The organism is Pseudomonas fluvialis (genome assembly GCF_014207935.1).
In the GTDB taxonomy this organism is placed as follows: Bacteria; Pseudomonadota; Gammaproteobacteria; order Pseudomonadales; family Pseudomonadaceae; genus Aquipseudomonas; species Aquipseudomonas fluvialis_A.
The window spans coordinates 182,338-205,245 of sequence record NZ_JACHLL010000004.1 but is presented as its reverse complement, the minus strand read 5'-3'; the positions used below and the strand labels follow the sequence as shown (position 1 = coordinate 205,245).

Below are 22,908 nucleotides of genomic sequence, written 5' to 3'. Positions count from 1 at the left end.
GCCGGTAGCGACGGCCTAATTTTGACCGTCGCTATTCAAGGTCAAACCTCGGTCTGTTCTGCCATCTCTAGGGCGTCATCTACCTCAATCCCTAGATATCGAACGGTGCTCTCCAGCTTGGTATGGCCAAGCAGCAGTTGAACTGCCCGCAGGTTTTTCGTCCTGCGATAGATCAGTGATGCTTTCGTACGTCTCATTGTGTGGGTGCCATACATGGCAGGATCAAGGCCAATGGCTTTTACCCAGCTCTTGACGATACGAGCGTATTGGCGAGTGGATAGATGGTCTGAGGTATGCAGCCAGCTCGGGAAAAGGCAGTCCTGGCTACGGAGCTGGGCTTGAAGTATCCAGGCCGCGAGAGCAGACCGTGTTTGCTCAGTAATTTCGAACTGCACTGGTCGCTGCGTTTTCTGCTGCATCACTATGGCTCGTGATGAAACATGCTCGCCATGAGCTACGTCGCACACACGAAGCTTGGTTAAGTCGCAGGCTCTTAACTTGCTGTCGATGGCCAGATCGAACAGGGCCAGATCCCGGGTTCGTTCTGCAATTTGAAGCCTTACTCGGATGGCCCAGATATCTCTCAGTCGGAGCGGGGCTTTCTGCCCTACCAACTTTCCTTTGTTCCAGGGCTGGCGGCTGCGGGTAGCAATGTTGTTCATGGCAAGTCCTCCACATGTGGGAGGGGACAAGCATGGCTAGCCGGAACAGTGGTCGCTAACCGGCCATAAACGGGAATTCCTTACCGATGCAAAACCAGTAGTTCTCCAGTGTTTGACTACTTCGACAACTCGTCCGGCTACCATCTAGGGGCAATGAATCAGTGCGGGAACCTGCTCAGTACGCCGCATACACCAAGGCGTGTATCTATGCGCTACTGCTCACCCCGTTTAGCATGCTAGGCAAAGTTGCTTACCCGCGCAGCTGTGAGCCAACCTAGACATAAGGTTCCTGCTACAAACAGGGCTATCCGTTGATGGGGTGCTGAAGAGTTGCTCGTTAGGCTATCCGTGGCACTGCTTGCAAATCACCGTAAGGGCATGGCGCACAATCCGCTAAGTCCGCAATTCACAGGCTGTGATGGCCGCCATCTATTCAAGCCTTGAGGTGATCGAAGTGGATCAATCACTGAGTTTCAATCGCGCGCTGGTCGAGAAGTATGATCGTCCGGGGCCGCGCTATACCTCCTACCCCACGGCGCCGCAGTTCCATCAGGCGTTTGCCCTGGACGATTACCATGCTGCTGCCCAGGCGAGTAATCAGGCAGCCACGCCCAAGGCGCTTTCGCTGTATATCCATATTCCGTTCTGCAAGAGCCTTTGTTACTACTGCGCCTGCAATAAGATCATCACCCAGAAGACACATCGTGCGGTTGAGTACCTCAACTACCTCAAGCGCGAGATCGCCATGCAGGCGGCGCTGTTCGACCGCACTCGCACGCTCAGCCAGTTGCACTTGGGCGGCGGTACGCCGACCTACCTGAGCCGCGAGCAGCTGGCCGATTTGATGAATTGCCTGCACCAGGCGTTCAACCTGGATGACAGCGACGCGCATGAGTTTTCCATCGAGGTTGACCCGCGCACCATCAGCACCGAACAGATCGAGCACCTGCGCCAGCTCGGCTTCAATCGCCTGAGTTTCGGCGTGCAGGACTTTGACCCGGATGTGCAGGCCGCAGTCAATCGCCAGCAGAGTGAGGAGCAGATCTACGCCCTCGTGGCCGCTGCCCGTGCGGCCAAATTCAAGTCGGTGAGTGTCGACCTGATCTACGGCCTGCCGCTGCAGACCGTGGCCAGTTTCGACGTGACCCTGAGCAAGATCATTGCCCTGCGCCCCGACCGTATCGCCGCTTACAGCTATGCGCACCTGCCGGAATTGGTACGCGCACAGCGGCTGATCCGTCGCGAGGACATGCCGCCGCCCGAGCGCAAGATGGAGTTGCTGGAGCTGACCATCAGCCGCCTGACCGCTGCCGGCTATGTGTATATCGGCATGGATCACTTTGCCTTGCCGGATGACGAGCTGACCCTGGCTCGCGCCGACGGCACTTTGCAGCGCAACTTCCAGGGTTACTCGACCTTTGCCGACTGTGACCTGATCGGCCTCGGTGTGTCCTCGATCGGCAAGGTTGGCGACAGCTACAGCCAGAGCGTCAAGGAGCTGTCCCAGTACTACGCCAGGCTCGATCAGGGGCTGCTGCCGGTGCACCGTGGCTATCGCCTGAACGCCGACGACCAGCTACGCCGTGACGTGATTAGCGACCTGATGTGCCACGGCCGTATCGACTTCGCCAGCATCGAGGCGCGTCACAGTATCCGCTTCAAGGAATACTTCGCCGAGGCGCTGGGCCAGCTCGACGAGCACGTGGCCGACCAGTTGGTGGCGATCGACGACGAGGCGCTGGTGCTTTTGCCCCAGGGCCAGTTGATGATGCGCAGCGTGGCCATGGCCTTTGATGCCTATATCGGCGGGGCGCAGAAGGGCAGCTTCTCGCGCACGGTATAAGGAGATAGGGGTGAGCAGTTACGGCTTGCTGCATGTCTTGCATTTGCTTGGCGCCATTGGCTTTATCGGCACGCTGTTCTATGAGGTGGCGATTCTCGCCTGGGTCAAGCCGCAGCTTGATCCTCAGCAGTTGGGTAACTTGGAACGCGCCCTTGGTGCCCGCACACGCACGGTGCTGCATGGCGTCGTGGTGCTGGTGTATGGCGCCGGGTTGGGGCTCGCCTGGCAACATCGGCAGGCCTTGAGTGCGCCGTTGGCCAGCAGTTTTGCCTCGTTGCTGACGCTGAAGATTGCCCTGGCGCTGAGTGTGTTTTTAAGCTTCGGGGCGGTGGCCATGCTGCTGCGCAGCGGGCGCATGACGCCGGCGCTGTATCGCCAGCTGCACTGGGCGGTGCTGGCGCAGATGGTGCTCATCGTGTTGTTGGCCAAGGCGATGTTTTACCTGCACTGGTAGGCCTGGGGTCTCCGCGATCCGACGGATTGCGCAGTGGCTTGACCGCAATCAAGTAGCGCCCGCGAGTGACTTGAGGGGGCTGCCTGCTGGCAGGTAGCGTGTAGGCCTGAACAGTCCCGTGGTGAGGTAGCCGTCGTGAAGGTGCCGGAGAACAGAGTCGTAATCGATACCGAGCGGGCTGCGCCGTTCTATCAGGCGCTGGGCAATGAAGAAGTGTTGTTCCAGCAGGCCTGGCAACATGGCATGCCGGTGTTGATCAAGGGTCCGACCGGCTGTGGCAAGACCCGTTTCGTCCAGCACATGGCCCATCGTCTGAATCTGCCGCTGTTTACCGTGGCCTGCCACGACGACCTGAGTGCCGCCGATCTGGTCGGTCGCCATCTAATCGGCGCCCAGGGTACCTGGTGGCAGGACGGCCCGCTGACCCGTGCGGTGCGCGAGGGCGGTATCTGCTATCTGGATGAAGTGGTCGAGGCGCGCCAGGACACCGCCGTGGTGCTGCACCCGCTGGCCGACGACCGCCGCGAACTCTATCTGGAGCGCACCGGCGAAGTGCTGCGTGCGCCGCCCGGTTTTATGCTCGTGGTGTCGTACAACCCCGGCTACCAGAACCTGCTCAAGGGCATGAAGCCGAGCACCCGCCAGCGTTTTGTGGCCATGCGCTTTGACTACCCGGCAGCCGCCGAGGAGGAGCGCATCGTGGCCAACGAGGCCCAGGTGGATGCAGTGTTGGCAGCCCAGGTGGTCAAGCTCGGCCAGGCATTGCGCCGCCTGGAACAGCATGATCTGGAGGAAGTGGCTTCGACCCGTCTGTTGATTTTTACCGCCCGCATGATCCGCTCCGGCATGACGCCGCGCGAGGCCTGCCTGGCCTGCCTGGCCGAGCCGTTGTCGGATGACCCGCAAACAGTGGCGGCGTTGATGGACGTGGTTGATGTCCACTTCGCCTGAGGCGATGGCAATGCCTGACTGCATGGATGCAGGACGTGGGGTAATGCAGGGAGCTAATGCCGAGGTGCTTTTTCCACGGTCTGCCAAGCGTCTTCCGGGCGACCTGGCCATGTGGTTTTTTATCCTCGCCGAGCTGACGGTTTTTGCCCTGCTGATTATTACCTTCGCGGTGACCCAGGCCCTGCAACCGGCCTTGTTTCACAGCGGTCGCGCGGCGCTGGACAGCTCCACCGGTCTGGCCCTGACCTTGAGTTTGCTCACTGCAGGCCTGCTTGCCGCTCTGGCTCAGGTCCAGGTGGGGCAGGGGCGAGCACGGCACGGTGCCTGGCTGTTGCTCGCTGCGTTGCTGTCGGCCAGCGTGTACGTCTGGCTCAAACTTAGCGAATACGCTCATCTGGTTGCCCAGGGGCTGGGTATGGAGCACAACAGCTTCTACACCCTGTACTGGCTGCTGACCGGTTTTCACTTCCTCCATGTGCTGCTGGGCATGGTTATTCTGGCCTGGCTGGTGGTGCGCTGCTGGCGTCGTCAGCAGGTTGGCGACCATACGGTGCTGGAGTCGGGCGTGCTCTATTGGCACATGGTCGACTTGATCTGGGTACTGCTGTTTCCCCTGGTATATGTGCTCAATTGACGAGGTTGCCATGTCCACTTCGCAGGTATTGATCGGCGCGTGGCTGGCTCTGGTGTTGCTATCGGTTGGCAGTGTGCAGCTGGGCAATGCCGGCGCCGGCCTGGGCCTGGCCGCGGTGGTCTTGCTGGCGGCCCTGGTCAAGGCCTGGCTGATTGCCGACAACTTTATGCACCTGCGCCATGCACCGCCGCTATGGCGTGGATTGCTGCTGGGGTGGCCGTTGCTGGTGGGGGCGCTGGTGCTGCTGAGCTTGTGGTTGCAACGCGCGGTTTAGGCGTCCGTTGCACGTGACGTCGAGCTATTAACGGTTTCACCGCTTCCACCGATTTCACAGGCGCCTCGATCACCAGCCCCTTCAAGATCATCAGCAGTCGTGGCGCCATCCAAACCCTTGGCTCGCTTCGCAACGACTCCTTTCCGCGTGCTGATGAGGCGTTTGCCCTGGCGAGGATTTCTGGGGGTGACGTCAGCGCGTGCGGCGGCGCAGCGCCTGGCCGTTTTGGCAGCTCCCACTCCCACCTCAATGCCCGAGCCGAATCATCGGATGTTCTTGATTGCCATCAAGCGGGTTTCGCTGGGGGGCTTTTTACAATGGACGCGCCAAGTAATGAGGAAGCGGCCATGTCAGAGACCTTCACGAAGAGCATGGCCAGGAATATCTACTTTGGGGGGAGCGTGTTCTTCCTCCTGGTATTCCTGGCTTTGACTTACCACACAGAGCAGACCTTTCCCGAGCGCTCCAATGCTGCACAGATGAGTGAGGCGGTGGTGCGCGGCAAGCTGGTCTGGGAGCAAAACAACTGCATCGGCTGCCACAGCCTGTTGGGTGAGGGCGCGTACTTCGCTCCCGAGCTGGGCAATGTGTTTGTCCGCCGCGGTGAGGATGCCGGCTTCAAGCCGTTCCTGCAGGCCTGGATGAAGGTTCAGCCGCTGGGCGTGCCGGGGCGTCGTTCGATGCCGCAGTTTCATTTGAGCGAACAGGAGGTCGACGACATCGCCGAGTTCCTCAAATGGACCTCGAAGATCAACACCAACCAATGGCCGCCAAACAAGGAGGGTTGAGAGATGACTATTGCAAATCCACATCTGAAATTCGACTCGCAAGCCGTGGCTAAGCCTTACTTCGTGTTTGCCCTGATGCTGTTCCTCGGGCAGATCCTGTTCGGTTTGATCATGGGCCTGCAATACGTGGTGGGTGACTTCCTGTTCCCACTGATCCCCTTCAACGTGGCGCGGATGGTGCACACCAACCTGCTGATCGTCTGGCTGCTGTTTGGCTTTATGGGGGCGGCTTACTACCTGATCCCGGAAGAGGCCGATCGCGAACTGCACAGCCCGCTACTGGCGAAAATCCTGTTCTGGGTATTTGCCACCGCTGGCGTGCTGACCATCCTCGGCTACCTGCTTGTGCCTTATGCGGGCCTGGCAAGACTGACCGGCAACGAGTTGCTGCCGACCATGGGCCGGGAGTTCCTTGAGCAGCCGACCATCACCAAGATGGGCATTGTGGTGGTAGCCCTGGGCTTCCTCTACAACATCGGCATGACCCTGCTCAAAGGCCGCAAGACCACCATCAGCATGGTCATGATGACCGGCCTGATCGGCCTGGCGGTGTTCTTCCTGTTCTCCTTCTATAACCCGGAGAACCTGGCGCGCGACAAATACTACTGGTGGTTTGTCGTACACCTGTGGGTGGAAGGCGTGTGGGAACTGATCATGGGCGCGATGCTGGCCTTCGTGCTGGTGAAAATCACCGGCGTGGACCGCGAAGTGGTCGAGAAGTGGCTGTATGTGATCATCGCCATGGCGCTGATTACCGGCATCCTCGGCACCGGTCACCACTTCTTCTGGATTGGTGCGCCTGAAATGTGGCTGTGGATTGGCTCGATCTTCTCGGCGATGGAACCCATTCCCTTCTTCGCCATGGTGCTGTTCGCCTTCACCATGATCGGCAAGCGCCGTCGCCAGCATCCGAACCGCGCCGCAACTCTGTGGGCCAAGGGCACTACCGTGACTGCGTTCCTCGGTGCCGGCGTATGGGGGTTCCTGCATACCCTGGCTCCGGTGAACTATTACACCCACGGTTCGCAGCTCACTGCCGCCCACGGTCACCTGGCCTTCTACGGCGCCTACGCGATGATCGTCATGACGCTGATCAGCTATGCCATGCCGCGTCTGCGCGGGATCGGTGAAGCGCCCGACGAGCGCTCGCAAACCTTGGAAATCTGGGGCTTCTGGTTGATGACCATGTCCATGGTGCTGATCACCCTGTTCCTCACCGCTGCCGGTGTGATGCAGGTGATTCTGCAGCGCTTGCCGAGCGATATTGACGGTACGGCGCTGTCGTTCATGAATACCGTCGACCAGTTGCAGGTGTTCTTCTGGCTGCGCCTGGCGGCCGGGGTGGGCTTCTTCATCGGCCTGGCGTGCTACCTGTTCAGCTTCAAGCGCCGTGGTCAGGAAGTGCTGACCGGTGCAACGGCTGCCAGCCGTTAAGGCAGTCGCGGGCTAAGCAAAACTCGGCCCGGCTGGTACAGCGGGCCGTTGTTGTTTGTACACCGTCACGAGGGCAGGCGCATGGCCTTTACCGTCGAACTGGAAGAGTGGGTGGGCAGCGTCTGGCACCGCTTTATCACCCGCCGTGCCAGCCCGGATTTTCCCGAGGCGCGGGTTGACCTGGCCAGTCTGCAGCGCCCGCTGGCACTGCTGTTTCGTGCCATGGGCGGTGCCAGCGGGGTTGCCCTGGAGGCCGCCAGCCCGCGCCAATTGCTGTTGCGACGCAACCTGCTGCAGCAAGTGGCCGGCACCTGCAAGCAACTGCCGGTTGCCTGGTGCGATAGCAGCAACCTGCGTTTGCCGCCGAGCCTGGCGGTGTACCCGGATGTGGGCCTGAACCAGGAGCTGTATCGCTGGCTGGCCCTGCTCGCCGCGCAGGCCGGCGACATGCGTCACTGGGCGCTGGACAACCAGCGCTGGACGGCGGAGTTGCTGCAGCGCTATCCGGCCATGCGCCCACGTTATCAGCGGCTGGTCGAGGCGCACCTGCAATTGCGCCCCGATCCGAGTCAGTTGGCTGGCGGCGAGGCAGCGCTGGAGCGGGCCTTATGCCAAGCCCTGCGCGAACCAGGCAGCGTCCACCAATTTCCACGCAGCGAGCGAGCACCATGGCCTTTGCCGCTGTGGCTGTATCCGGCGCAAAACCTCGGTGAGCCGCAGGCTTGCCAGTTGGGCGAGGAGAGCGACGGCCAGCTGGTGAATGCCTCCGAGCAGCAGCAACTGGCGCGCAAGCAGGCCAAGCGTGTCGAGGAAAGCACCAGCAAGGGCGGCCTGTTGATCTTCCGCCTGGAAAACCTGTTCAGTTGGTCCGAGCATATCGAGCTGGACCGTTGCAGCGATGACAGCGAAGACCTGGACGCCGCGCGGGTCGCCGAAGACCTCGACGAGCTGGCGCTGTCCAAGCAGCGCCTGCGCAAGGGCGGAGGTCTGAAGCTGGACCTCGACCTGCCGCCGGCGGATGTCGACGACATTCCCCTTGGTGACGGCATCAGATTGCCGGAGTGGGATTATCGCAAGCAGTCCCTGAACAAGGACTTCGTCAACCTGCAGATGTATCTGCCGCGCGGCAGCGAGGCGCAACACTTGCCAGCGCGCCTGGCGCCGCTGGCCAAGCGCCTGCGGCGGCAGTTTGAACACCTGCGCAATGATCGCCAGTGGCTGCGCCAGCAAACCCAGGGCAGCGAACTGGACCTGCAGGCCTGGCTGGATTTTCACGTCGAGCGCCAGCACGGCCATTGCGTCGAGCGCGGCCTGTTCATGCAGCAGCGTACCACCCGTCGCGACCTGGCCTGCCTGCTGCTGGCCGACCTGTCGATGTCCACCGATGCGCACCTGGACGATGAGCACCGGGTCATCGACGTGGTTATCGACAGCCTGCTGCTGTTTGGTGAAACCCTTTCGACCCTGGGCGATCCGTTTGCCCTGTACGGGTTCTCGTCCCTGCGCCGGCAACAGGTACGCATGCAGGAGCTCAAGTCCTTCAGTCAGCGCTATGACGACCAGACCCGCGGGCGCATTCAGGCGCTCAAGCCCGGCTACTACACGCGCATGGGCGCGGCCATTCGCCAGGCCACGCAACTGATGAGTGGGTGCAGGCAAAAGCGCAAATTGCTCTTGCTGGTCACCGATGGCAAGCCCAACGACCTGGACCTGTACGAGGGCCGTTACGGCGTAGAAGACACCCGCGAGGCCGTGCTGGAAGCGCGTCGCGCCGGGTTGTTGCCGTTCTGCATCACCATCGACCAGCAGGGCGGCGATTACCTGCCCTATATGTTTGGTGCCAACGGCTACACCCTGATTCGCCAGCCGCAGCAACTACCCATGCGCCTGCCGCAGCTGTACCGGCAACTGACCCAGCGGTGAGGCGGGGCGTGGCCCGGATTCCCTCCGTCACAGGCGCGCACGAATAACCGCGCCCGGATGTTGTCCGGGCTACGGCTTGGCGGTTGCGTGGGTGGGGCTTGGCGCTAAGCCAGGCTACGTGGCAGCCAGACGCTCATTGCCGCGCAGAACAGGGCCAGGACAATGCAAAACCACATAAAGCGTTGCTGGCGACGCAGGTTGATGTTGTCGACCTGAGTCGGCAGTGGCATGCCGCAATGGACGCAATTGGCTTGCGGATGCTGGTTATCGCGTTGGCAGTACAGACACTGAGACATGATAGGTCCTCGCGGGTGGTGTCTGCGCCAATACGGCCAGGCCGCTGTCGCAGAACTCTGGCTCACTCGAATTTTTGTAGCCGCTGTGGATCGAGAACGCTGATCAGGCGGCCGTCCTGGCTGATGATGTGTTCGTCGGTGAGACGCCGGATGATCCGCGAGAAGGTTTCAGGCTGGATCGACAGATGCCCGGCAATCAATTGCTTGGCCATCGGCAGTTCGAAGCTGCTGGCGGCGTTGTGCAGCGGCGCCATCTGGGTCAGCAGGTAGCGCACCACGCGGTGGGTGGCGTTCTTCAGCGACAGCGTTTCGATTTCGTTGAGGCGCTGGTGCAGGCGCACCGACAGCCGGCCTAGCAGGGCAAAGGCCAGGCGGTTGTTGTTCTGCAGCAACTGCATATAGGTGTGGCTGCACAGCTGATAGAGCTGGGTGGGGCCGATCGCTTCGGCGCAGGCCACATAGTTGGGGGTGTCCATCAGCATCATGGCTTCGGCGAAGGCTTGCCGCTCGCCGATTACGTCGAAGACCTTTTCCTGGCCGTCGGGGGTTATGCGGTAGATTTTTACCGAGCCGGAGATCACGAAGTAAAAAGCGCTGGCCGGTTCGCCCTGGCGGAACAGCGGCGAGCCTTTGTCGACATTGAGCAGTTGGCTGGTGCTCATCAGCTCGTCCATCTGCTCCTCGTTCAGGGGTTCGAACAAGTGATGGCTGCGAAGAATCTGGTGATGTACGCGGTGCAACACCATGAGAGGCATCCCTGTGGTTGATGGTGCGGTGGTCTGATGCTGTCAGGTCTATCGGGTGGTCTGGCAGTGCAGCTGGGGCGTGATGCTGGCGGCGCTGAGTGCCAGGCCGCTGGCCAGGGCCAGGGTCGAGCTCAGCAGGCAAAACCAGAGCAGTGGCTGCAGGGTGTGTTTGAACATAGCGGTAGCTCCTGAGGGCTGTGCGCCCGTTGCCGGGCGCGGCTTGCTTTATGCTGGGCACGGGGCCGGTGCATGCAGGGCGTTGGCGAACAGCACGTTGTTTTCCAGATGAATGTGCTGCATCAGGTCGTTACGCAGCTCATCCAGGCCGCGATAGAGGGCGCGCCAGGTGTTGCAGGCGTTGCTCGGCGGAGTGATGTTGTCGGTCAGATCGAGAATGCGCTGCAGGGCTTCGCCGTGCTGGTCATGTTCCATGCGCATCACCGAGATGGGCGCGGCAGCAGATGCGCCGAGACCGTCGAGCAGCACCGGAAAGAGAATCTGCTCTTCTTTGAGCATGTGGCTTTCCAGCTCCTGCTGCATCTCGCGCAGGTGATCGGCCAGGCCATTGGGGCAGTTGTCGCGCTCGCCATGCACCTGTTCGACACGGCTGGCCAGGCGGATCAGCTCCGGCAGCTGTTCGCGGTGGCGGGCGTGGAAGCGGCTGAGAATATGAGCAATCAATTGCTCGGCGGGGGCCTGACGCCAGTCCTCGCCGTTGCCGGGTTGGCCGCGCAGGGCCTGCAGTTCGGCGGCGACTTTTTCTGCCGCGATACCACGGCGTTTGGCGGCCTCGCTCAGGCTCAGCTGGCCACCGCAGCAGAAGTCCAGATTGAAGGCGTGGAATACCCGCGTGGCGCCGGGAATCTCGCAGGCCAGGGTGCCGAGTGACTGGTTCAGCAGCTGTTGAATCATGGCAATGTCCTTGGGAATTGATCAGTGATGAAGGGTTACCGATCAATAGCAGCACTTGTGCCAATTTCAACTAATTGAAATTAAAGGATTATTTATAATTCGTGGTTATTTGTACCTTTATCGAATAAGGTTCTTTTAACCATGCAGAGTAAAAATGACCATGCTTGAAGCCAGTCTGCTTGCCGACCTGATCGTCGAACTGCCCAACGCCGTGCGTCTGCAGCGTCTGGTGCATACCTTGCGCGAGCATTTTCGCTGCGGCGCGGTGTGTCTGTTGCGCCTGGATAGCGACAGCCTACGGCCGCTGGCGACAGTGGGGCTGGTGCATGAAGCGTTGGGGCGGCGTTTTGTGGTGGCCCAGCATCCGCGACTGGCGGCGATCATGGCGACGCGCGAGCCGACCTGGTTCGAGCCTGATAGCCGCCTGCCGGACCCGTACGATGGACTGCTCGATCAGCATGTCGGCGAGCCTTTGCCCGTGCATGACTGCATGGGCATGAGCCTGTTTGTCGACGGTCAGCCGTGGGGTGCCCTGACCCTGGACGCACTGCATCCCGGCACCTTCGACAGCAACGCCCGGCGCGATTTGCAGCGTTACGGCCTGCTGATCGAGGCGGCGGTGCGGATTACCCGCCTGGAGCAGGAAAACCGCAGTCTGCGCCTGTCGCGCAGCGATGTGCAGCATCCCCAGGCGCTCGCCGACGAGGGTGAAATCCTCGGTCAGAGCCAGGCCTTGCGACAGATTCTCAGTGAGTTGGAGGTGGTCGCCGACTCCGAGTTGCCGGTGCTCTTGCTGGGAGAGACCGGTGTTGGCAAGGAGCTGTTCGCCCGCCGCCTGCATGGCCTGTCGCGGCGCCGCAACAAGCCGCTGATTCAGGTCAACTGCGCGGCGCTGCCCGAGTCGCTGGCCGAGAGCGAGTTGTTCGGCCATGTCAAAGGCGCGTTTTCCGGTGCCACCAGCGACCGCCCGGGGCGGTTCGACGCGGCCAATGGCGGCACCCTGTTGCTCGATGAAGTGGGCGAGCTGTCACTGAGCGTGCAGGCCAAATTACTGCGGGTGCTGCAGAACGGCGAGATCCAGCGTCTGGGCGCCGACAAACCACTGCATGTGGATGTGCGCATCATCGCTGCCACTAACCGGCACTTGCCCGACAGCATCCGCGACGGGCATTTTCGTGCTGATCTCTACCATCGTCTGTCTGTGTATCCGGTGCCGATCCCGCCACTGCGCGAGCGTGACCAGGACGTGCTGCTGCTGGCCGGGCATTTTCTCGAACTCAACCGTGCGCGCCTGGGCCTACGCAGCATGCGCCTGTCACCGGCAGCGGAGCGGGCCATGCTCGCGTACCCCTGGCCGGGCAATGTGCGCGAGCTGGAGCATGTGATCAGCCGGGCGGCGGTCAAGCTGCTAAGCCGTGGCGCCAGCCGCACGCAGATACTCACCCTAGAGCCGGAGCTGCTCGACCTGGAAGGTCTGAGCGGTTTTGCCAGTCCGTCTGGACTACAGCCCCTCAGCGAGCAAGAGCCAGCTCTGGGTGGTTCGCTGCGCGAGGCGGTGGAGGCCTGCCAGCGGCAGAACATACTCAAGGCTCTGGAACTGTGCGCGGACAACTGGGCCAGTGCGGCTCGCCTGCTCGACCTCGACCCGAGCAACCTGCACAAACTGGCGCGACGACTGGGCTTGAAGTAGGCCGGCGGCAGGCGTTCGAGTTGACGGTGATCAATAGGCTGTTCTCGACGTGCCCTGAGACTGCAACCTGAAGCTCCGTCAGGATCGTGACATGTGCGCAGCCATTGAATGGAACAGCCCCCTGATCAAGCGCTACGGACACGCCGCGCTGGCCGGTGGCAGCTACCCGGAGAACACCCAGTTCCATCGCGGCATTGCCGCCTTGGATCTATTGCGTGCCATGCGCAGCAGCCGTCTGGCACAGCGCCCGCTGTCTCTGGCCGTGCAGTTGCCGATGGCCGGTGATCTTGGCGTGTACCTGGAGCACCTGGCGCTTGAGATCGATATGCTTGGCTGCCACCTTGGGGCGAGCCAGCGGGTCGTGCAGTTTCATCTCGCCGGCCGCTTGCCCAATGCCGTCGAGCTCAATCGCCTGATGGAGCATCTGCAGCGACGCTTCAACTTCCAGTCCTATGCCGGTGGCGACAACAGCATCGACATCGCTCTGCCCCATAGCTCCTGGGCGACCATGGGCCTGCTGCGCGAGCAGGGCTTCAATCACGTCAATATCGGCGTGCCGGACATCAACCCGGCCAATGGTAAGGCTCAGGTGGATTTCCAGAGCCCGCGGCAGACGCGCTCGCTGATCGAGGCGGCGCGCACTCTGGGTTATCGTTCGGTGAACATCGACCTCGGCTATGGTCGGGCCTGGCAGACCACCAGCAGCTTCGCTCGCAAGGTGGCGGCCATCATCGAGTTGCAACCCAGCCGTGTGCGGGTCTTCGACTATGCCCATCCACCGCGTCGCTACAGAGTCCTGCAGCGTCTGGTGGCCAGCGGCTTTGCCGCCCAGGCTGACAAGTGGATCATGCGTCGTCATGCGGTGGAGCAACTGCTGGCGGCCGGCTATGGCTATATCGGTCTGGGACAGTTCGTTCTGCCCGATGATGACCTGGCGGTCGCTCAGGAAAACGGCCACTTGCATTACAACTGCCAGGGCTTCAGTCGTCACGAGTGTGATCACCTTGGCCTTGGACTGGCGGCCAGCAGCCAGTTCGGCGAGCTGCATGCGCAGAACATCGGTGATGCGCAGCACTACCAGAAACAGCTGGCCATCGGGCAGTTGGCATTGTTCCGCGGTCTGCGCTGCAGCCTCGATGAGCAGCTGTTGCGGGTGGTCAGTGAACACCTGCTGTGTAATTTTCAGCTGGATTTTGCCGCCCTGAAGGCGCGCTTCGGCGTCGATCTGCGCGCGCAGTTCGCCGGTGCCTGGCCACGTCTGGAGCAGATGGACCGCGATGGTCTGATCGTCCTCGGCCCCAACTCCCTAGAGGTGCCGGTGGCTGGGCGCTTGCTGGTCGGTGCCGTGTGCAAAGCGCTGGAATACGGCCACGCGGCGCACCGCGACCACGGCTTACAACGCTCCCTGCGATAGGGCCACTGGCCCAGTCCTGCACGCCCTGAAGTTTTTTTTACGCCGAATGATTTTGGTCAAGCGCGGATGCGCGGCTGTGGGCGCTTAATCGGCTCAGGCTTAAAAAAACATGAGTGTTGCAACCCGTAATGGATGAGGGCAGGGCGATGAAAGAGCGCAATTACACACGGGCAAAACAGCTATTGGTGGCGGCTTCCTGCGCCTGGGCGTTTACCTCGGTAAGCGCGGTTTATGCGGCAGAGGCGGCCTTGCCGGTGATCGTGCAGGAGCTGGTGGCGCCGCCGGCGGTGCCGGCACCGATCACCCGTAAGAGTGCGGCGCGGGTGGTGGTCAACCTGACGGTGGAGGAGGTCGAGAAAGAGATCGCTCCCGGCACCCGCTATATGTTCTGGACCTTTGGCGGCACAGTGCCGGGCAAGATGATCCGTGTGCGTGAAGGCGATACGGTGGAGCTGCACCTGCAGAACCTGGCCAGCAACAAGCTACCGCACAACATCGATCTGCATGCGGTGACCGGGCCGGGTGGTGGCGCGGCACAGACCCTGATTGCGCCGGGCAATGAAGCCACCTTCACCTTCAAGGCGCTGGCGTCGGGGCTGTATGTGTATCACTGCGCCACCGCGCCGGTGGGTATGCATGTGGCCAACGGCATGTACGGGATGATCCTGGTCGAGCCCAAGGAGGGCATGAGCAAGGTTGACCGTGAGTACTATGTAATGCAGGGCGACTTCTACACCAACGGTGCCTACCGTGCCGAGGGGCTGCAGGGTTTCGACATGCAGAAAGCCGTCGATGAGAAGCCCACTTATGTGCTGTTCAACGGCGCCGATGGAGCCCTCACCGGCAAAGGTTCGCTGACCGCCAAAACCGATGAGAAGGTGCGCATGTTCTTCGGTGTCGGTGGCCCCAACCTGGTGTCCAGCTTCCATGTCATCGGCGCGATCTTCGACCGCGTGTACGGCGATGGCGGCAGCCGTTATCAGGAAAATGTGCAGACCACCCTGGTGCCGCCAGGCGGCTCGACCATTGTCGAGTTCGTGCCCAAGGTGCCGGGCAATCTGACCCTGGTCGACCACTCCCTGACCCGCGCCTTCAACAAGGGGGCCGTCGGTCTGCTGGCCGTCAGCGGCGAGGCGCGGCCGGAGATCTACAGCAAGGGCATCAAGACGCCATTGCCGGCTGTGGCCGGGGCTCCGGTCAAGGCCGTGGCCCCGCCTGTGGCTGTGGCTGATGCTCCCCTGGCCCGAGGCAAGGGGGTATTCGAGCGGGTGTGCGCGGCCTGTCACCTGCCTGATGGCTCCGGTGTGGCCGGGGTGTTTCCGCCACTGGCCAACTCCGACTTCTTCCAGGAGCGGCCTTATGAAATGGCCCACATCGTGTTGCACGGCCGCAGTGGCGAACTGGTGGTCAACGGCCAGCACTACAACGGCGTGATGCCGGCCCAGGATCTGAACGACGAGGATGTAGCCGCCGTGATCAACTACATCAATGTGGCCATGAATGGCGGCAAGCCGGTGCTCAATGCCGAGCAGGTCAAAGCCATGCGGCAGATCAAGCAGCAGTGAAGATGACCTGGCGGCGGAGCGGTGCAGCGCTGTGTTGCTGCGCCGCGCTGTTCGGCAATTCCTGGGCGGCAGAGTACAAGCTGCTGCCGGGCGGTGAGTTTCGCAGTGTGCTGCCCGCAGATGGTGTAAGCGCGGCGGCACGCATCCGTCCGTTCTGGCTGCGCACCCAGCCGGTGAGCAATGCCGAGTACCTGGCGTTTGTGCGCAACCAGCCGCAATGGCAGCGTGGCGTGCCGGCGCAGGTGTTGGCCGGCGCGGATTATCTGGCGCTGTGGGCAGGGCCGTTGAGCTTTGCGCCCTTGCAGGCCAACGCGCCGGTTACTCAGATCAGCTGGCATGCTGCCCAGGCGTTTTGTGCCAGTGAGCAGGCGCGCCTGCCGCGCTGGTACGAGTGGGAGTTTGCTGCCGCCGCCGATGAGCAGCGTGCCGATGCCCGCCAGGACCCGCAGTGGCTGGCGCGGATTCTCGGCTGGTATTCGCGTCCGGCTAATCAGCCGCCCCAGGCGATTGGCCTGGAACCGGCCAACTACTACGGCATTCAGGACTTGCATGGCCTGACCTGGGAATGGGTCGAGGACTTCAACGGCCTGTTCGTCAGCTCTGACAGTCGTACCCAGGATGAGCAGAAGCAGCTGGAGTTTTGCGGCGGTGCGGCCCTGTCGTTGGGCGACAAAAGCAATTACGCGGTATTGATTCGTCTGGCCTTGCTGGCCGCCATGCAGGCCAACCAGGGTGGCAACTATCTGGGTTTTCGCTGTGTTCGCGAGCCCGAGCAAACATCAGGAGCTACACCATGAAAGGTTTCAAACGTTGCAGCCTGGCCTTGCGCCAGGTGCTGCTTTCCAGCGCCTTGCTGCTGGTCCCGGGGATGGCTACCTGGGCCGCACCCGCAGCGCCCAGTGCCGCCTCGGCAAGCATTCCGGCCGACTCGCTGTACGGCTTGCCGGTGGCTCTGGTGGATGCCCAGGGCGTCAAGTTCGAATGGCGGGAAATGGCCGGCAAGCCCTTGCTGGTAACCATGTTCTATGGCGATTGCGCCTCGGCCTGCCCGGTGCTGATCGAAAGCTTGAAACGCACCATTGCCCAGCTGCAGCCAGTGCCTGGCAGCCTCAGGGTACTGATGGTCAGCCTCAATCCACTGCACGACACTCCGGCATCCCTGAGTCATCTGTTGCACATGCACAAGATCGACGGGGATATTTTCCGTCTCGCGGTGGCGGCCGACGAGGGCCAGACCCGCGCTCTGGCGGCGGCCTTGCAGATCAAGTATCGGCAGCTGGATAACGGCGAAATCACCCACAACACCAGGGTCAGTCTGCTCAATGCTGGCGGCCAGGAAATCGCCAGCAGCACGTTGCTGAAATCCACCGCCGACCAGGCCTTGCTAGCCGAGTTGCGCAAGGCCCTGCAGTAAACCTGGCAGATACTCGCGCGGCAGTCAGCAACGGGCTGTCGCGCGTGGCACTTTACGGTTACTCCGGCGTCGCCACGGGATCATGCTTTTGAAGGTGCCGATTTCCGCTACCTCACCGATAAGCCGCTTTGTACTGCTGGGCTATCCACTTCGTCATTCGTCATTTGTTGCGCCAGACGCCAAGCTCTAGGTGTGCTGCCTGTCCAGCGCCTTACTGCACGGTTGAACACGCTGGGTTCGGCATAGCCCAGAGCCTGGCCGATCTCCGCCAGGGAGCGCTGCGAGTGGGCCAACGCCTGCAGCGCCGCTTCGCGCCGTGCCTCATCAAGCAAGCCGGAAAAGCTCAGTCCTTGCGCTTGCAGGCGCCGCGCCAACGTGCGCTCGGTCAGGCCGAGCACCCGCGCCGCCTGTGCGCGCGTGGGTAGGTGAGCGTGTAGCTGACCGGCGATCCAGGCCCGCAAAGCCGGCCCCAGTTCGGTGCGCGTGGCCAGGGCCGCCAGGCGTTCGCGTGCGTGCTCGTGCAGTACCTGAGCCAACTGCGCATCGGCCTGCGGTAGAGGAGTGTCGAGCAGCGCGTTCGTCACTAGCACGCCGCTGAACGCCTGTTCGAAGGTCACCGGGCAGCGGAACACTTCGCGGTAGCCCGTCAGCGGCCCCAGTCGTGCCTGGCTGAACTGTACGGCCAGCGGCCGCAGCGAGGTCCCTGTAACCCAGCGGGTGAACACCACCACGGCCGCCAGCACCGCCTCAATCTGGTGCGGGCTGAAGGCCAGCTCGCCCTGGCTCGGGTGATAAACCACCCAGCAGGAATCCGCGCCGGCAATGGTCTGAAAACGCCCGCCGTCACTGATCAGGCTCTGGCACTGCTGCACCAGGGCAAAGGCCTCGCGCAGCGTGGGCGCCGATTGCAGCAGGAAGCTGACCACGTTGAAGCTGGCAGGCCCCACGCCGGCGCCGACCTTCAGGCCAAAGCCCGCGTCCTTCGTGCAACGCGCGGCAGCGCACCACAAACGAGTGATGTGGTCGATCGGCCAGCGCTCGGCATCCAGCTCCTGGGCGGCAATACCGGCCTGGGCCAGCAGGACTTCCCGCGCCACGCCTTGCTGCTCGGCGGCAGCCAGCACGGTGTTGACCCAGCTAATGGAAACAGTGGCCTGCAGAGTCATTGTCGATGGCCTATGAAGTCAATTCGAAAAGTACGTTAGCGAGTATCGTGGTTAACAACAAGGCAACGCACGAGGCTTTCTCGCGTCGCCATTGACGGAGGCAAGCCGATGGCAGCGTTGCAGACCGATGCGGTGGTGGTAGGGGGAGGGCTGGCAGGCATCGTCACGGCATTGGAGTTGCTGCGCTCCGGCCAGCGGGTTGTGCTGATCGACCGCGATACTCCTGAGCGTCTCGGCGGCCTGGCGCTCTGGGCTTTTGGCGGTATGGCCCTGGTGGGTACGCCATTGCAGGAGGCTATGGGCATTCCGGACACGCCTGAGCGAGCCCTGCACGACTGGCTGCAGTTTGGCGAGCTGGAGCCGGAGGACGAATGGCCGCGGCAATGGGCGCGCTACTACGTCGAGCATTCGCGCAGCGAAGTGTACGACTGGCTGAAGACCGAAGGCATCAGGTTCATGCCGGCGGTGAACTGGGTGGAGCGTGGCCTGAATGGAGACGGTAATAGTCTGCCGCGCTACCACGTGGTGTGGGGTACCTCGCGTGAGCTGGTGCGCTGCCTGGTGGCGGCTCTGCACCGCGCCAACCACGATGGGCGCCTGACCCTGTTGCACCGGCATCGGGTGACCGGACTAGAGCACACGGCCGGCAAGCTGAGTGGTGCCAGCGCGATCAATGAGGCGAGCGGTGAGATCGTGTATTGCCGAGCGCCGGTGGTGGTACTGGCCATGGGCGGTATCAATGGCAGTCACGCCGAATGCCGGGCCAACTGGCCGAAAGAGCGCCCCCTGCCAGAGACCATGCTCAATGGCGCGCATCCACTGGCCGATGGCCAGTTGCACCACTGGGCCGCTGAAAAACTCGGTGCGCAGATTAGCCATGTCGGCGAGATGTGGAACTACGCCGCGGGCTTTCCACACCCGTATCCGCATTTTGCCGGCCATGGCTTGTCGACCATTCCCTGCAAGTCGGCGCTATGGCTTAACCACCGAGGTGAGCGCATCGGGCCGCAGCCTTTGGTCACCGGGTTTGACACCCACTGGATGTGCCAGCGCGTGGCACAGCAGGAAAAGCCCTGGACCTGGCATCTGCTCAACTGGCGGATTGCCGCCAAGGAGTTCGCCATTTCCGGGGCGGAGCATAACCAGCGCATTCGCGACAAGCAGTTCATCCGCTTCCTCACGGAGACTCTACTGGGCAACCATCGTCTGGTGCGCCAGATGCAGAGGGAAAGCCCGTACTTCATCGTGGACGACAGCCTGACCGGGCTGGCCGCCAAGATGAATGCGCTCACCGCCTCGCACGACATCGACCCTGCCAGGCTGCAGGCCACTGCCGATGCCTTTGACGCCAACTTCAGCAACGGCCAGCGCCTGCACAACGACGACCAGATTCGCCGCATCCTGCATGCGCGGCAGTGGGGACCGGACCGCTTGCGTACCTGCAAGCCGGCTCCCCTGCAAAAGCCCGGTGCCGGCCCCTTCATCGCCATTCATATGCAACTGATCACCCGCAAGAGCCTCGGGGGCCTGAAGACCGATCTGCACAGCCGGGTACTGGATGCTCGCCAGCAGCCGGTGCCAGGTCTTTACTGCGTTGGCGAGGCGGCCGGTTTTGGTGGCGGTGGAGCCAGCGGCAAGCGCTCACTGGAAGGCACCTTCCTGCCTGCTTGCATCATGACCGCCCGTGCGGCAGCGCGCGCCATTATCCGTGCCGCTGCAAACAGTTAGGGAGTCGCCCATGTACCCAGCCACTGCTGCCGACTGGCGCCTTCTGGCGCAACGCCGCTTACCGCGCTTTCTGTTCGACTATGTGGAGGGCGGCGCGGGCGACGAGGTCACGCTGGCCGCCAATGTCGCCGACTTTGCCGACATCCGGCTGCGCCAGCGTGTGCTGGTCGATGTGTCAGACGTTGATACCCGCAGCCAGCTCGCCGGACAGGCTTGTGCAATGCCTGTGGCCCTGGCTCCGGTGGGCTTGGCGGGCCTGATGGCGCGCCGGGGGGAGGTTCAGGCTGCGCGCGCTGCGTTGGCCGCTGGCGTACCGTTCACACTGTCCACTGTCGGCATCTGTCCGCTGGTCGAGGTGGTGGCCGCCACCGGGCAAGCCCCCTGGTTCCAGCTCTACATGCTGCGCGACCGTGGTGCCGTTCGCGCCTTGCTCGATGCAGCCTGGGCCGGCGGTTGTCGCACCCTGGTGTTCACCGTCGATCTGCCCTTGCCCGGCATGCGCTGGCGCGATGTGCGCAACGGCATGGCCGCCAGCGGTGCGCGGGCCGCGCTGCTGCGCGCTCGGCAAGTGCTGGCGAGCCCCGGCTGGGTGCGTGAGGTGGTCATCGGCGGCCGGCCGCTGAGCTTTGGCAATTTGCACCAGCAGGTGCCCGACGGACGCGACCTGAATGCCTTCAAGGCCTGGATCGACGCGCAGTTCGACCCCGGCGTGACCTGGCGCGACATCGACTGGCTGCGCGGCCAATGGCCGGGAAAACTGCTGCTCAAGGGCATCCTGGAGGTGGACGACGCCCGTGCCGCCGTGGCCAGCGGGGCCGATGGCATCGTTGTTTCCAATCATGGCGGCCGCCAGCTCGACACGGCCCCTGCCAGTATTGCCGCGCTGCCCGCCATCGCCCGTGCGGTCGGCAGCCAGACCGAACTACTGATGGACGGCGGTGTGCGCAGTGGCGTGGATGTCTTCAAGGCCCTCGCGCTTGGCGCGCGCGGCGTACTCGTTGGTCGGCCCTGGATCTGGGCCCTGGCCGCGCAGGGGCAGGCCGGCGTGACCCAGCTCCTCGCCCATTGGCAGCGTGAGCTGCTGTTGACCATGACGCTAGCCGGCGTCACCCGCATTGCCGACATCAATCCCAGTCATCTGATCACCCCACAGGAGCGCCCATGAACGGAGCCCAAGCCTTGCTGCAGACCCTGGCCGATGCCGGCATCGAGGTCTGCTTCACCAACCCCGGCACCAGTGAAATGCACTTCGTCGCCGCACTCGACAGTGAGCCGCGCATGCGTGCCGTACTCGCCCTGTTCGAAGGGGTGGCCACCGGCGCTGCCGATGGTTATGCACGGATGGCCGACAAACCGGCCGCCACGCTGTTGCACCTGGGCTGCGGCCTGGGCAATGGCCTGGCCAACCTGCACAACGCGCGCAAGGGCCGGGTGCCGGTGGTCAACATCGTTGGCGACCATGCCAGCTACCACACTCAGTACGATGCGCAGTTGCAGTCAGACATTGAAACCGTGGCGCGTAACGTCTCGCCGGGTTTCGTGCGTACCAGCGCCAGTACCGCGCAGCTGAGCCAGGACGCGGTGGACGCGGTGCAGGCGGCCCAGGGCTTGCCGGGCCAGGTGGCCACGCTGATCCTGCCGGCCGACGTGTCTTGGGGCGAAGGAGGGCAGCCTTGCGCCATGCCCGCTCGGCGCGCCGCACCGGAGGCCGATGACGCCGTTGTGCAGGCAATCGCCCGGGCCATTCAAACTGGCGGCAAGACCGCGCTGCTACTTGGCGGCCAGGCGCTGCGCGAACCGGGCCTACTGGCCGCCGCGCGAATTGCCGCCCATGCCGGGGTCAAGTTGCTCGCCGAAGTCTTCCCCACTCGCCTGACGCGTGGTGCCGGTTTGCCGTCGGTCGAGCGTATCGCCTACCTGGCGGAGATGGCCGGAGTGCAGCTGGCAGACATTCAGCAGCTGATTCTGGTCGATGCGAAGGCGCCGGTGTCCTTCTTTGCCTACCCCGGAAAACCGAGCTATCTGGTGCCCTCCAGCTGCACCGTACATACCCTGACGACACCCGAGCAGGACGCAGCGGCCAGCCTGTCGAAGCTGGCTGCCGCCCTGGGGGCAAACCAGGCTCAGCCACAACTGCAAACTGTCCAGCGCCCCGGTCGGCCACGGGGCAAACTGACCGCGCCCAAGGTGTGCAAGGCAGTCGGCCATCTGCTGCCGGAAAATGCCATCCTGATCGACGAAGCCATCACCTCAGGGCTGATGCTCGGCGCGATGACTGCAGGCTGCCCGCGTCACGACCTGATCACTCTGACAGGGGGAGCCATCGGCCAGGGGCTGCCCAATGCTGTCGGTGCAGCCGTGGCCTGCCCGGACCGGCCGGTGGTCGCTCTTATTGGTGACGGCACCGCGATGTACACCATCCAGGCGCTGTGGAGTATGGCCCGCGAGAATCTGCACGTGATCAGCATCATCTTCAACAACGCCAGCTATTCGGTGCTCAACGTCGAGTTGGAGCGCGTGGGGGCAGGCGGTGGCGGCGACAAGGCACGTGCGCAACTGGATCTGGACGGGCCGCGCCTGAACTTTGCCCAGCTGGCCCAGGGCATGGGCGTGCACGCGGTACGCACCAACAGCGCCGAGGACTTCACCAAGGCGCTGGAATATGCCTTGGCCACCCCCGGCCCGCACTTGATCGAAGCGCTGGTGCCCGAGTCGCTCAGCGGCGCCAAGCGCCGTGTGTTGCCCTGGCTGCTGCGTTCGCTGCCGAGCCTGCCGCGGCCATTGGCGCAAGCGCTCAAGCGCAAGCTTGCGCCTTAGTCGTTAGCGGAACACCGCTGGCGTGCGAACCAGTTGGTCAGTAGATGCCTGAGAGCACGCTTGCTGGCAAGAACATGGCAATTGCGAGTTTCAGTCTCAGGGGGCATTGCTGCGGGCAGCGTCTTGCAGCTGATCTATGCCTAAAGATCATGCGGGAGCGACCTTAACCCATTGCGCTATTGCCTGCCCCAAGACCC

General features: G+C 62.8%; 22 protein-coding genes. 16 read left to right on the top strand and 6 right to left on the bottom strand.

Features of this window, described 5'->3' with window-relative positions; genetic code table 11:
- Nucleotides 1–41: 41 nt before the first annotated feature.
- Nucleotides 42–662 (bottom strand): tyrosine-type recombinase/integrase, encoded by a 621-nt coding sequence (locus tag HNP49_RS12645; protein WP_184683752.1) that lies wholly within the window; start codon nt 660–662, stop codon nt 42–44.
- A gap of 454 nt (nt 663–1,116) precedes the next feature.
- Between HNP49_RS12645 and hemN the strand changes: the two genes are divergently transcribed.
- From hemN to HNP49_RS12605, 8 genes are all read left to right on the top strand, one after another.
- Nucleotides 1,117–2,505 carry an oxygen-independent coproporphyrinogen III oxidase gene (gene hemN / locus HNP49_RS12640; protein ID WP_184683750.1) on the top strand — a complete coding sequence of 463 codons (1,389 nt, stop codon included), beginning with the start codon at nt 1,117–1,119 and terminating at the stop codon, nt 2,503–2,505.
- Nucleotides 2,506–2,515: 10 nt separating this feature from the next.
- Entirely contained in the window at nt 2,516–2,959 is a 444-nt protein-coding gene (locus tag HNP49_RS12635) for a CopD family copper resistance protein (RefSeq protein ID WP_184683748.1), read from the top strand.
- A 162-nt stretch (nt 2,960–3,121) separates the two neighbouring features.
- Entirely contained in the window at nt 3,122–3,910 is a 789-nt protein-coding gene (locus HNP49_RS12630; RefSeq protein ID WP_184684114.1) for a CbbQ/NirQ/NorQ/GpvN family protein, read from the top strand.
- 43 nt (nt 3,911–3,953) lie between these two features.
- A complete protein-coding gene (locus HNP49_RS12625) occupies nt 3,954–4,544 on the top strand; it encodes a cytochrome c oxidase subunit 3 (protein ID WP_409372550.1) in 591 nt (196 codons plus the stop codon).
- A gap of 10 nt (nt 4,545–4,554) precedes the next feature.
- Nucleotides 4,555–4,818, top strand: a complete 264-nt coding sequence (locus tag HNP49_RS12620) for a cytochrome C oxidase subunit IV family protein (RefSeq protein WP_184683744.1) — start codon at nt 4,555–4,557, stop codon at nt 4,816–4,818.
- Between the two features lie 347 nt (nt 4,819–5,165).
- A complete protein-coding gene (locus HNP49_RS12615) occupies nt 5,166–5,606 on the top strand; it encodes a cytochrome c (RefSeq protein WP_184683742.1) in 441 nt (146 codons plus the stop codon).
- 3 nt (nt 5,607–5,609) lie between these two features.
- The gene (locus HNP49_RS12610; protein WP_184683741.1) at nt 5,610–7,040 is read left to right on the top strand and encodes a cbb3-type cytochrome c oxidase subunit I; all 1,431 of its coding nucleotides are present in this window, start codon (nt 5,610–5,612) and stop codon (nt 7,038–7,040) included.
- 81 nt (nt 7,041–7,121) lie between these two features.
- Nucleotides 7,122–8,963, top strand: coding sequence for a nitric oxide reductase activation protein NorD (locus tag HNP49_RS12605; protein WP_184683739.1), 1,842 nt, complete (start codon nt 7,122–7,124; stop codon nt 8,961–8,963).
- A 104-nt stretch (nt 8,964–9,067) separates the two neighbouring features.
- On the opposite strand, the gene HNP49_RS12600 is transcribed toward HNP49_RS12605, so the two are convergent.
- The 4 genes from HNP49_RS12600 to ytfE form a co-directional block, all read right to left on the bottom strand.
- Nucleotides 9,068–9,259, bottom strand: a complete 192-nt coding sequence (locus tag HNP49_RS12600; RefSeq protein ID WP_184683738.1) for a DnrP protein — start codon at nt 9,257–9,259, stop codon at nt 9,068–9,070.
- A 62-nt stretch (nt 9,260–9,321) separates the two neighbouring features.
- Nucleotides 9,322–10,005 carry a Crp/Fnr family transcriptional regulator gene (locus HNP49_RS12595; RefSeq protein WP_184683736.1) on the bottom strand — a complete coding sequence of 228 codons (684 nt, stop codon included), beginning with the start codon at nt 10,003–10,005 and terminating at the stop codon, nt 9,322–9,324.
- A gap of 48 nt (nt 10,006–10,053) precedes the next feature.
- A complete protein-coding gene (locus tag HNP49_RS18670; RefSeq protein WP_260407162.1) occupies nt 10,054–10,182 on the bottom strand; it encodes a hypothetical protein in 129 nt (42 codons plus the stop codon).
- Nucleotides 10,183–10,230: 48 nt separating this feature from the next.
- Nucleotides 10,231–10,917, bottom strand: a complete 687-nt coding sequence (gene ytfE / locus HNP49_RS12590) for an iron-sulfur cluster repair protein YtfE (RefSeq protein WP_184683734.1) — start codon at nt 10,915–10,917, stop codon at nt 10,231–10,233.
- Nucleotides 10,918–11,077: 160 nt separating this feature from the next.
- Between ytfE and norR the strand changes: the two genes are divergently transcribed.
- The 5 genes from norR to HNP49_RS12565 all read left to right on the top strand — a co-directional run bounded on the left by norR (nt 11,078) and on the right by HNP49_RS12565 (nt 17,000).
- A complete protein-coding gene (gene norR, locus HNP49_RS12585) occupies nt 11,078–12,607 on the top strand; it encodes a nitric oxide reductase transcriptional regulator NorR (protein WP_184684112.1) in 1,530 nt (509 codons plus the stop codon).
- A 91-nt stretch (nt 12,608–12,698) separates the two neighbouring features.
- Nucleotides 12,699–14,021 (top strand): coproporphyrinogen III oxidase, encoded by a 1,323-nt coding sequence (locus tag HNP49_RS12580; protein WP_184683732.1) that lies wholly within the window; start codon nt 12,699–12,701, stop codon nt 14,019–14,021.
- A 146-nt stretch (nt 14,022–14,167) separates the two neighbouring features.
- A complete protein-coding gene (gene nirK / locus HNP49_RS12575; RefSeq protein WP_184683731.1) occupies nt 14,168–15,586 on the top strand; it encodes a copper-containing nitrite reductase in 1,419 nt (472 codons plus the stop codon).
- A 2-nt stretch (nt 15,587–15,588) separates the two neighbouring features.
- Nucleotides 15,589–16,383, top strand: a complete 795-nt coding sequence (locus HNP49_RS12570; RefSeq protein ID WP_184683729.1) for a formylglycine-generating enzyme family protein — start codon at nt 15,589–15,591, stop codon at nt 16,381–16,383.
- Nucleotides 16,380–17,000, top strand: coding sequence for an SCO family protein (locus HNP49_RS12565; protein ID WP_184683727.1), 621 nt, complete (start codon nt 16,380–16,382; stop codon nt 16,998–17,000). Before HNP49_RS12570 ends, HNP49_RS12565 begins: the two co-directional genes overlap by 4 nt.
- Before the next feature lie 107 nt (nt 17,001–17,107).
- Here HNP49_RS12565 and HNP49_RS12560 read toward each other — a convergent pair whose 3' ends face one another.
- Nucleotides 17,108–18,166, bottom strand: a complete 1,059-nt coding sequence (locus HNP49_RS12560) for an AraC family transcriptional regulator (RefSeq protein ID WP_184683726.1) — start codon at nt 18,164–18,166, stop codon at nt 17,108–17,110.
- A 108-nt stretch (nt 18,167–18,274) separates the two neighbouring features.
- On the opposite strand from HNP49_RS12560, the gene HNP49_RS12555 reads away from it, so the two are divergent.
- The 3 genes from HNP49_RS12555 to HNP49_RS12545 are packed head-to-tail and all read left to right on the top strand — an operon-like array spanning nt 18,275 to nt 22,711.
- The gene (locus tag HNP49_RS12555; RefSeq protein WP_184683724.1) at nt 18,275–19,894 is read left to right on the top strand and encodes an FAD-dependent oxidoreductase; all 1,620 of its coding nucleotides are present in this window, start codon (nt 18,275–18,277) and stop codon (nt 19,892–19,894) included.
- Nucleotides 19,895–19,904: 10 nt separating this feature from the next.
- Nucleotides 19,905–21,059 (top strand): L-lactate dehydrogenase, encoded by a 1,155-nt coding sequence (locus HNP49_RS12550; RefSeq protein WP_184683723.1) that lies wholly within the window; start codon nt 19,905–19,907, stop codon nt 21,057–21,059.
- On the top strand, nt 21,056–22,711 hold the full coding sequence (locus tag HNP49_RS12545; protein ID WP_184683721.1) for an acetolactate synthase large subunit: 1,656 nt from the start codon (nt 21,056–21,058) through the stop codon (nt 22,709–22,711). Before HNP49_RS12550 ends, HNP49_RS12545 begins: the two co-directional genes overlap by 4 nt.
- The last annotated feature ends 197 nt before the right edge of the window (nt 22,712–22,908 follow it).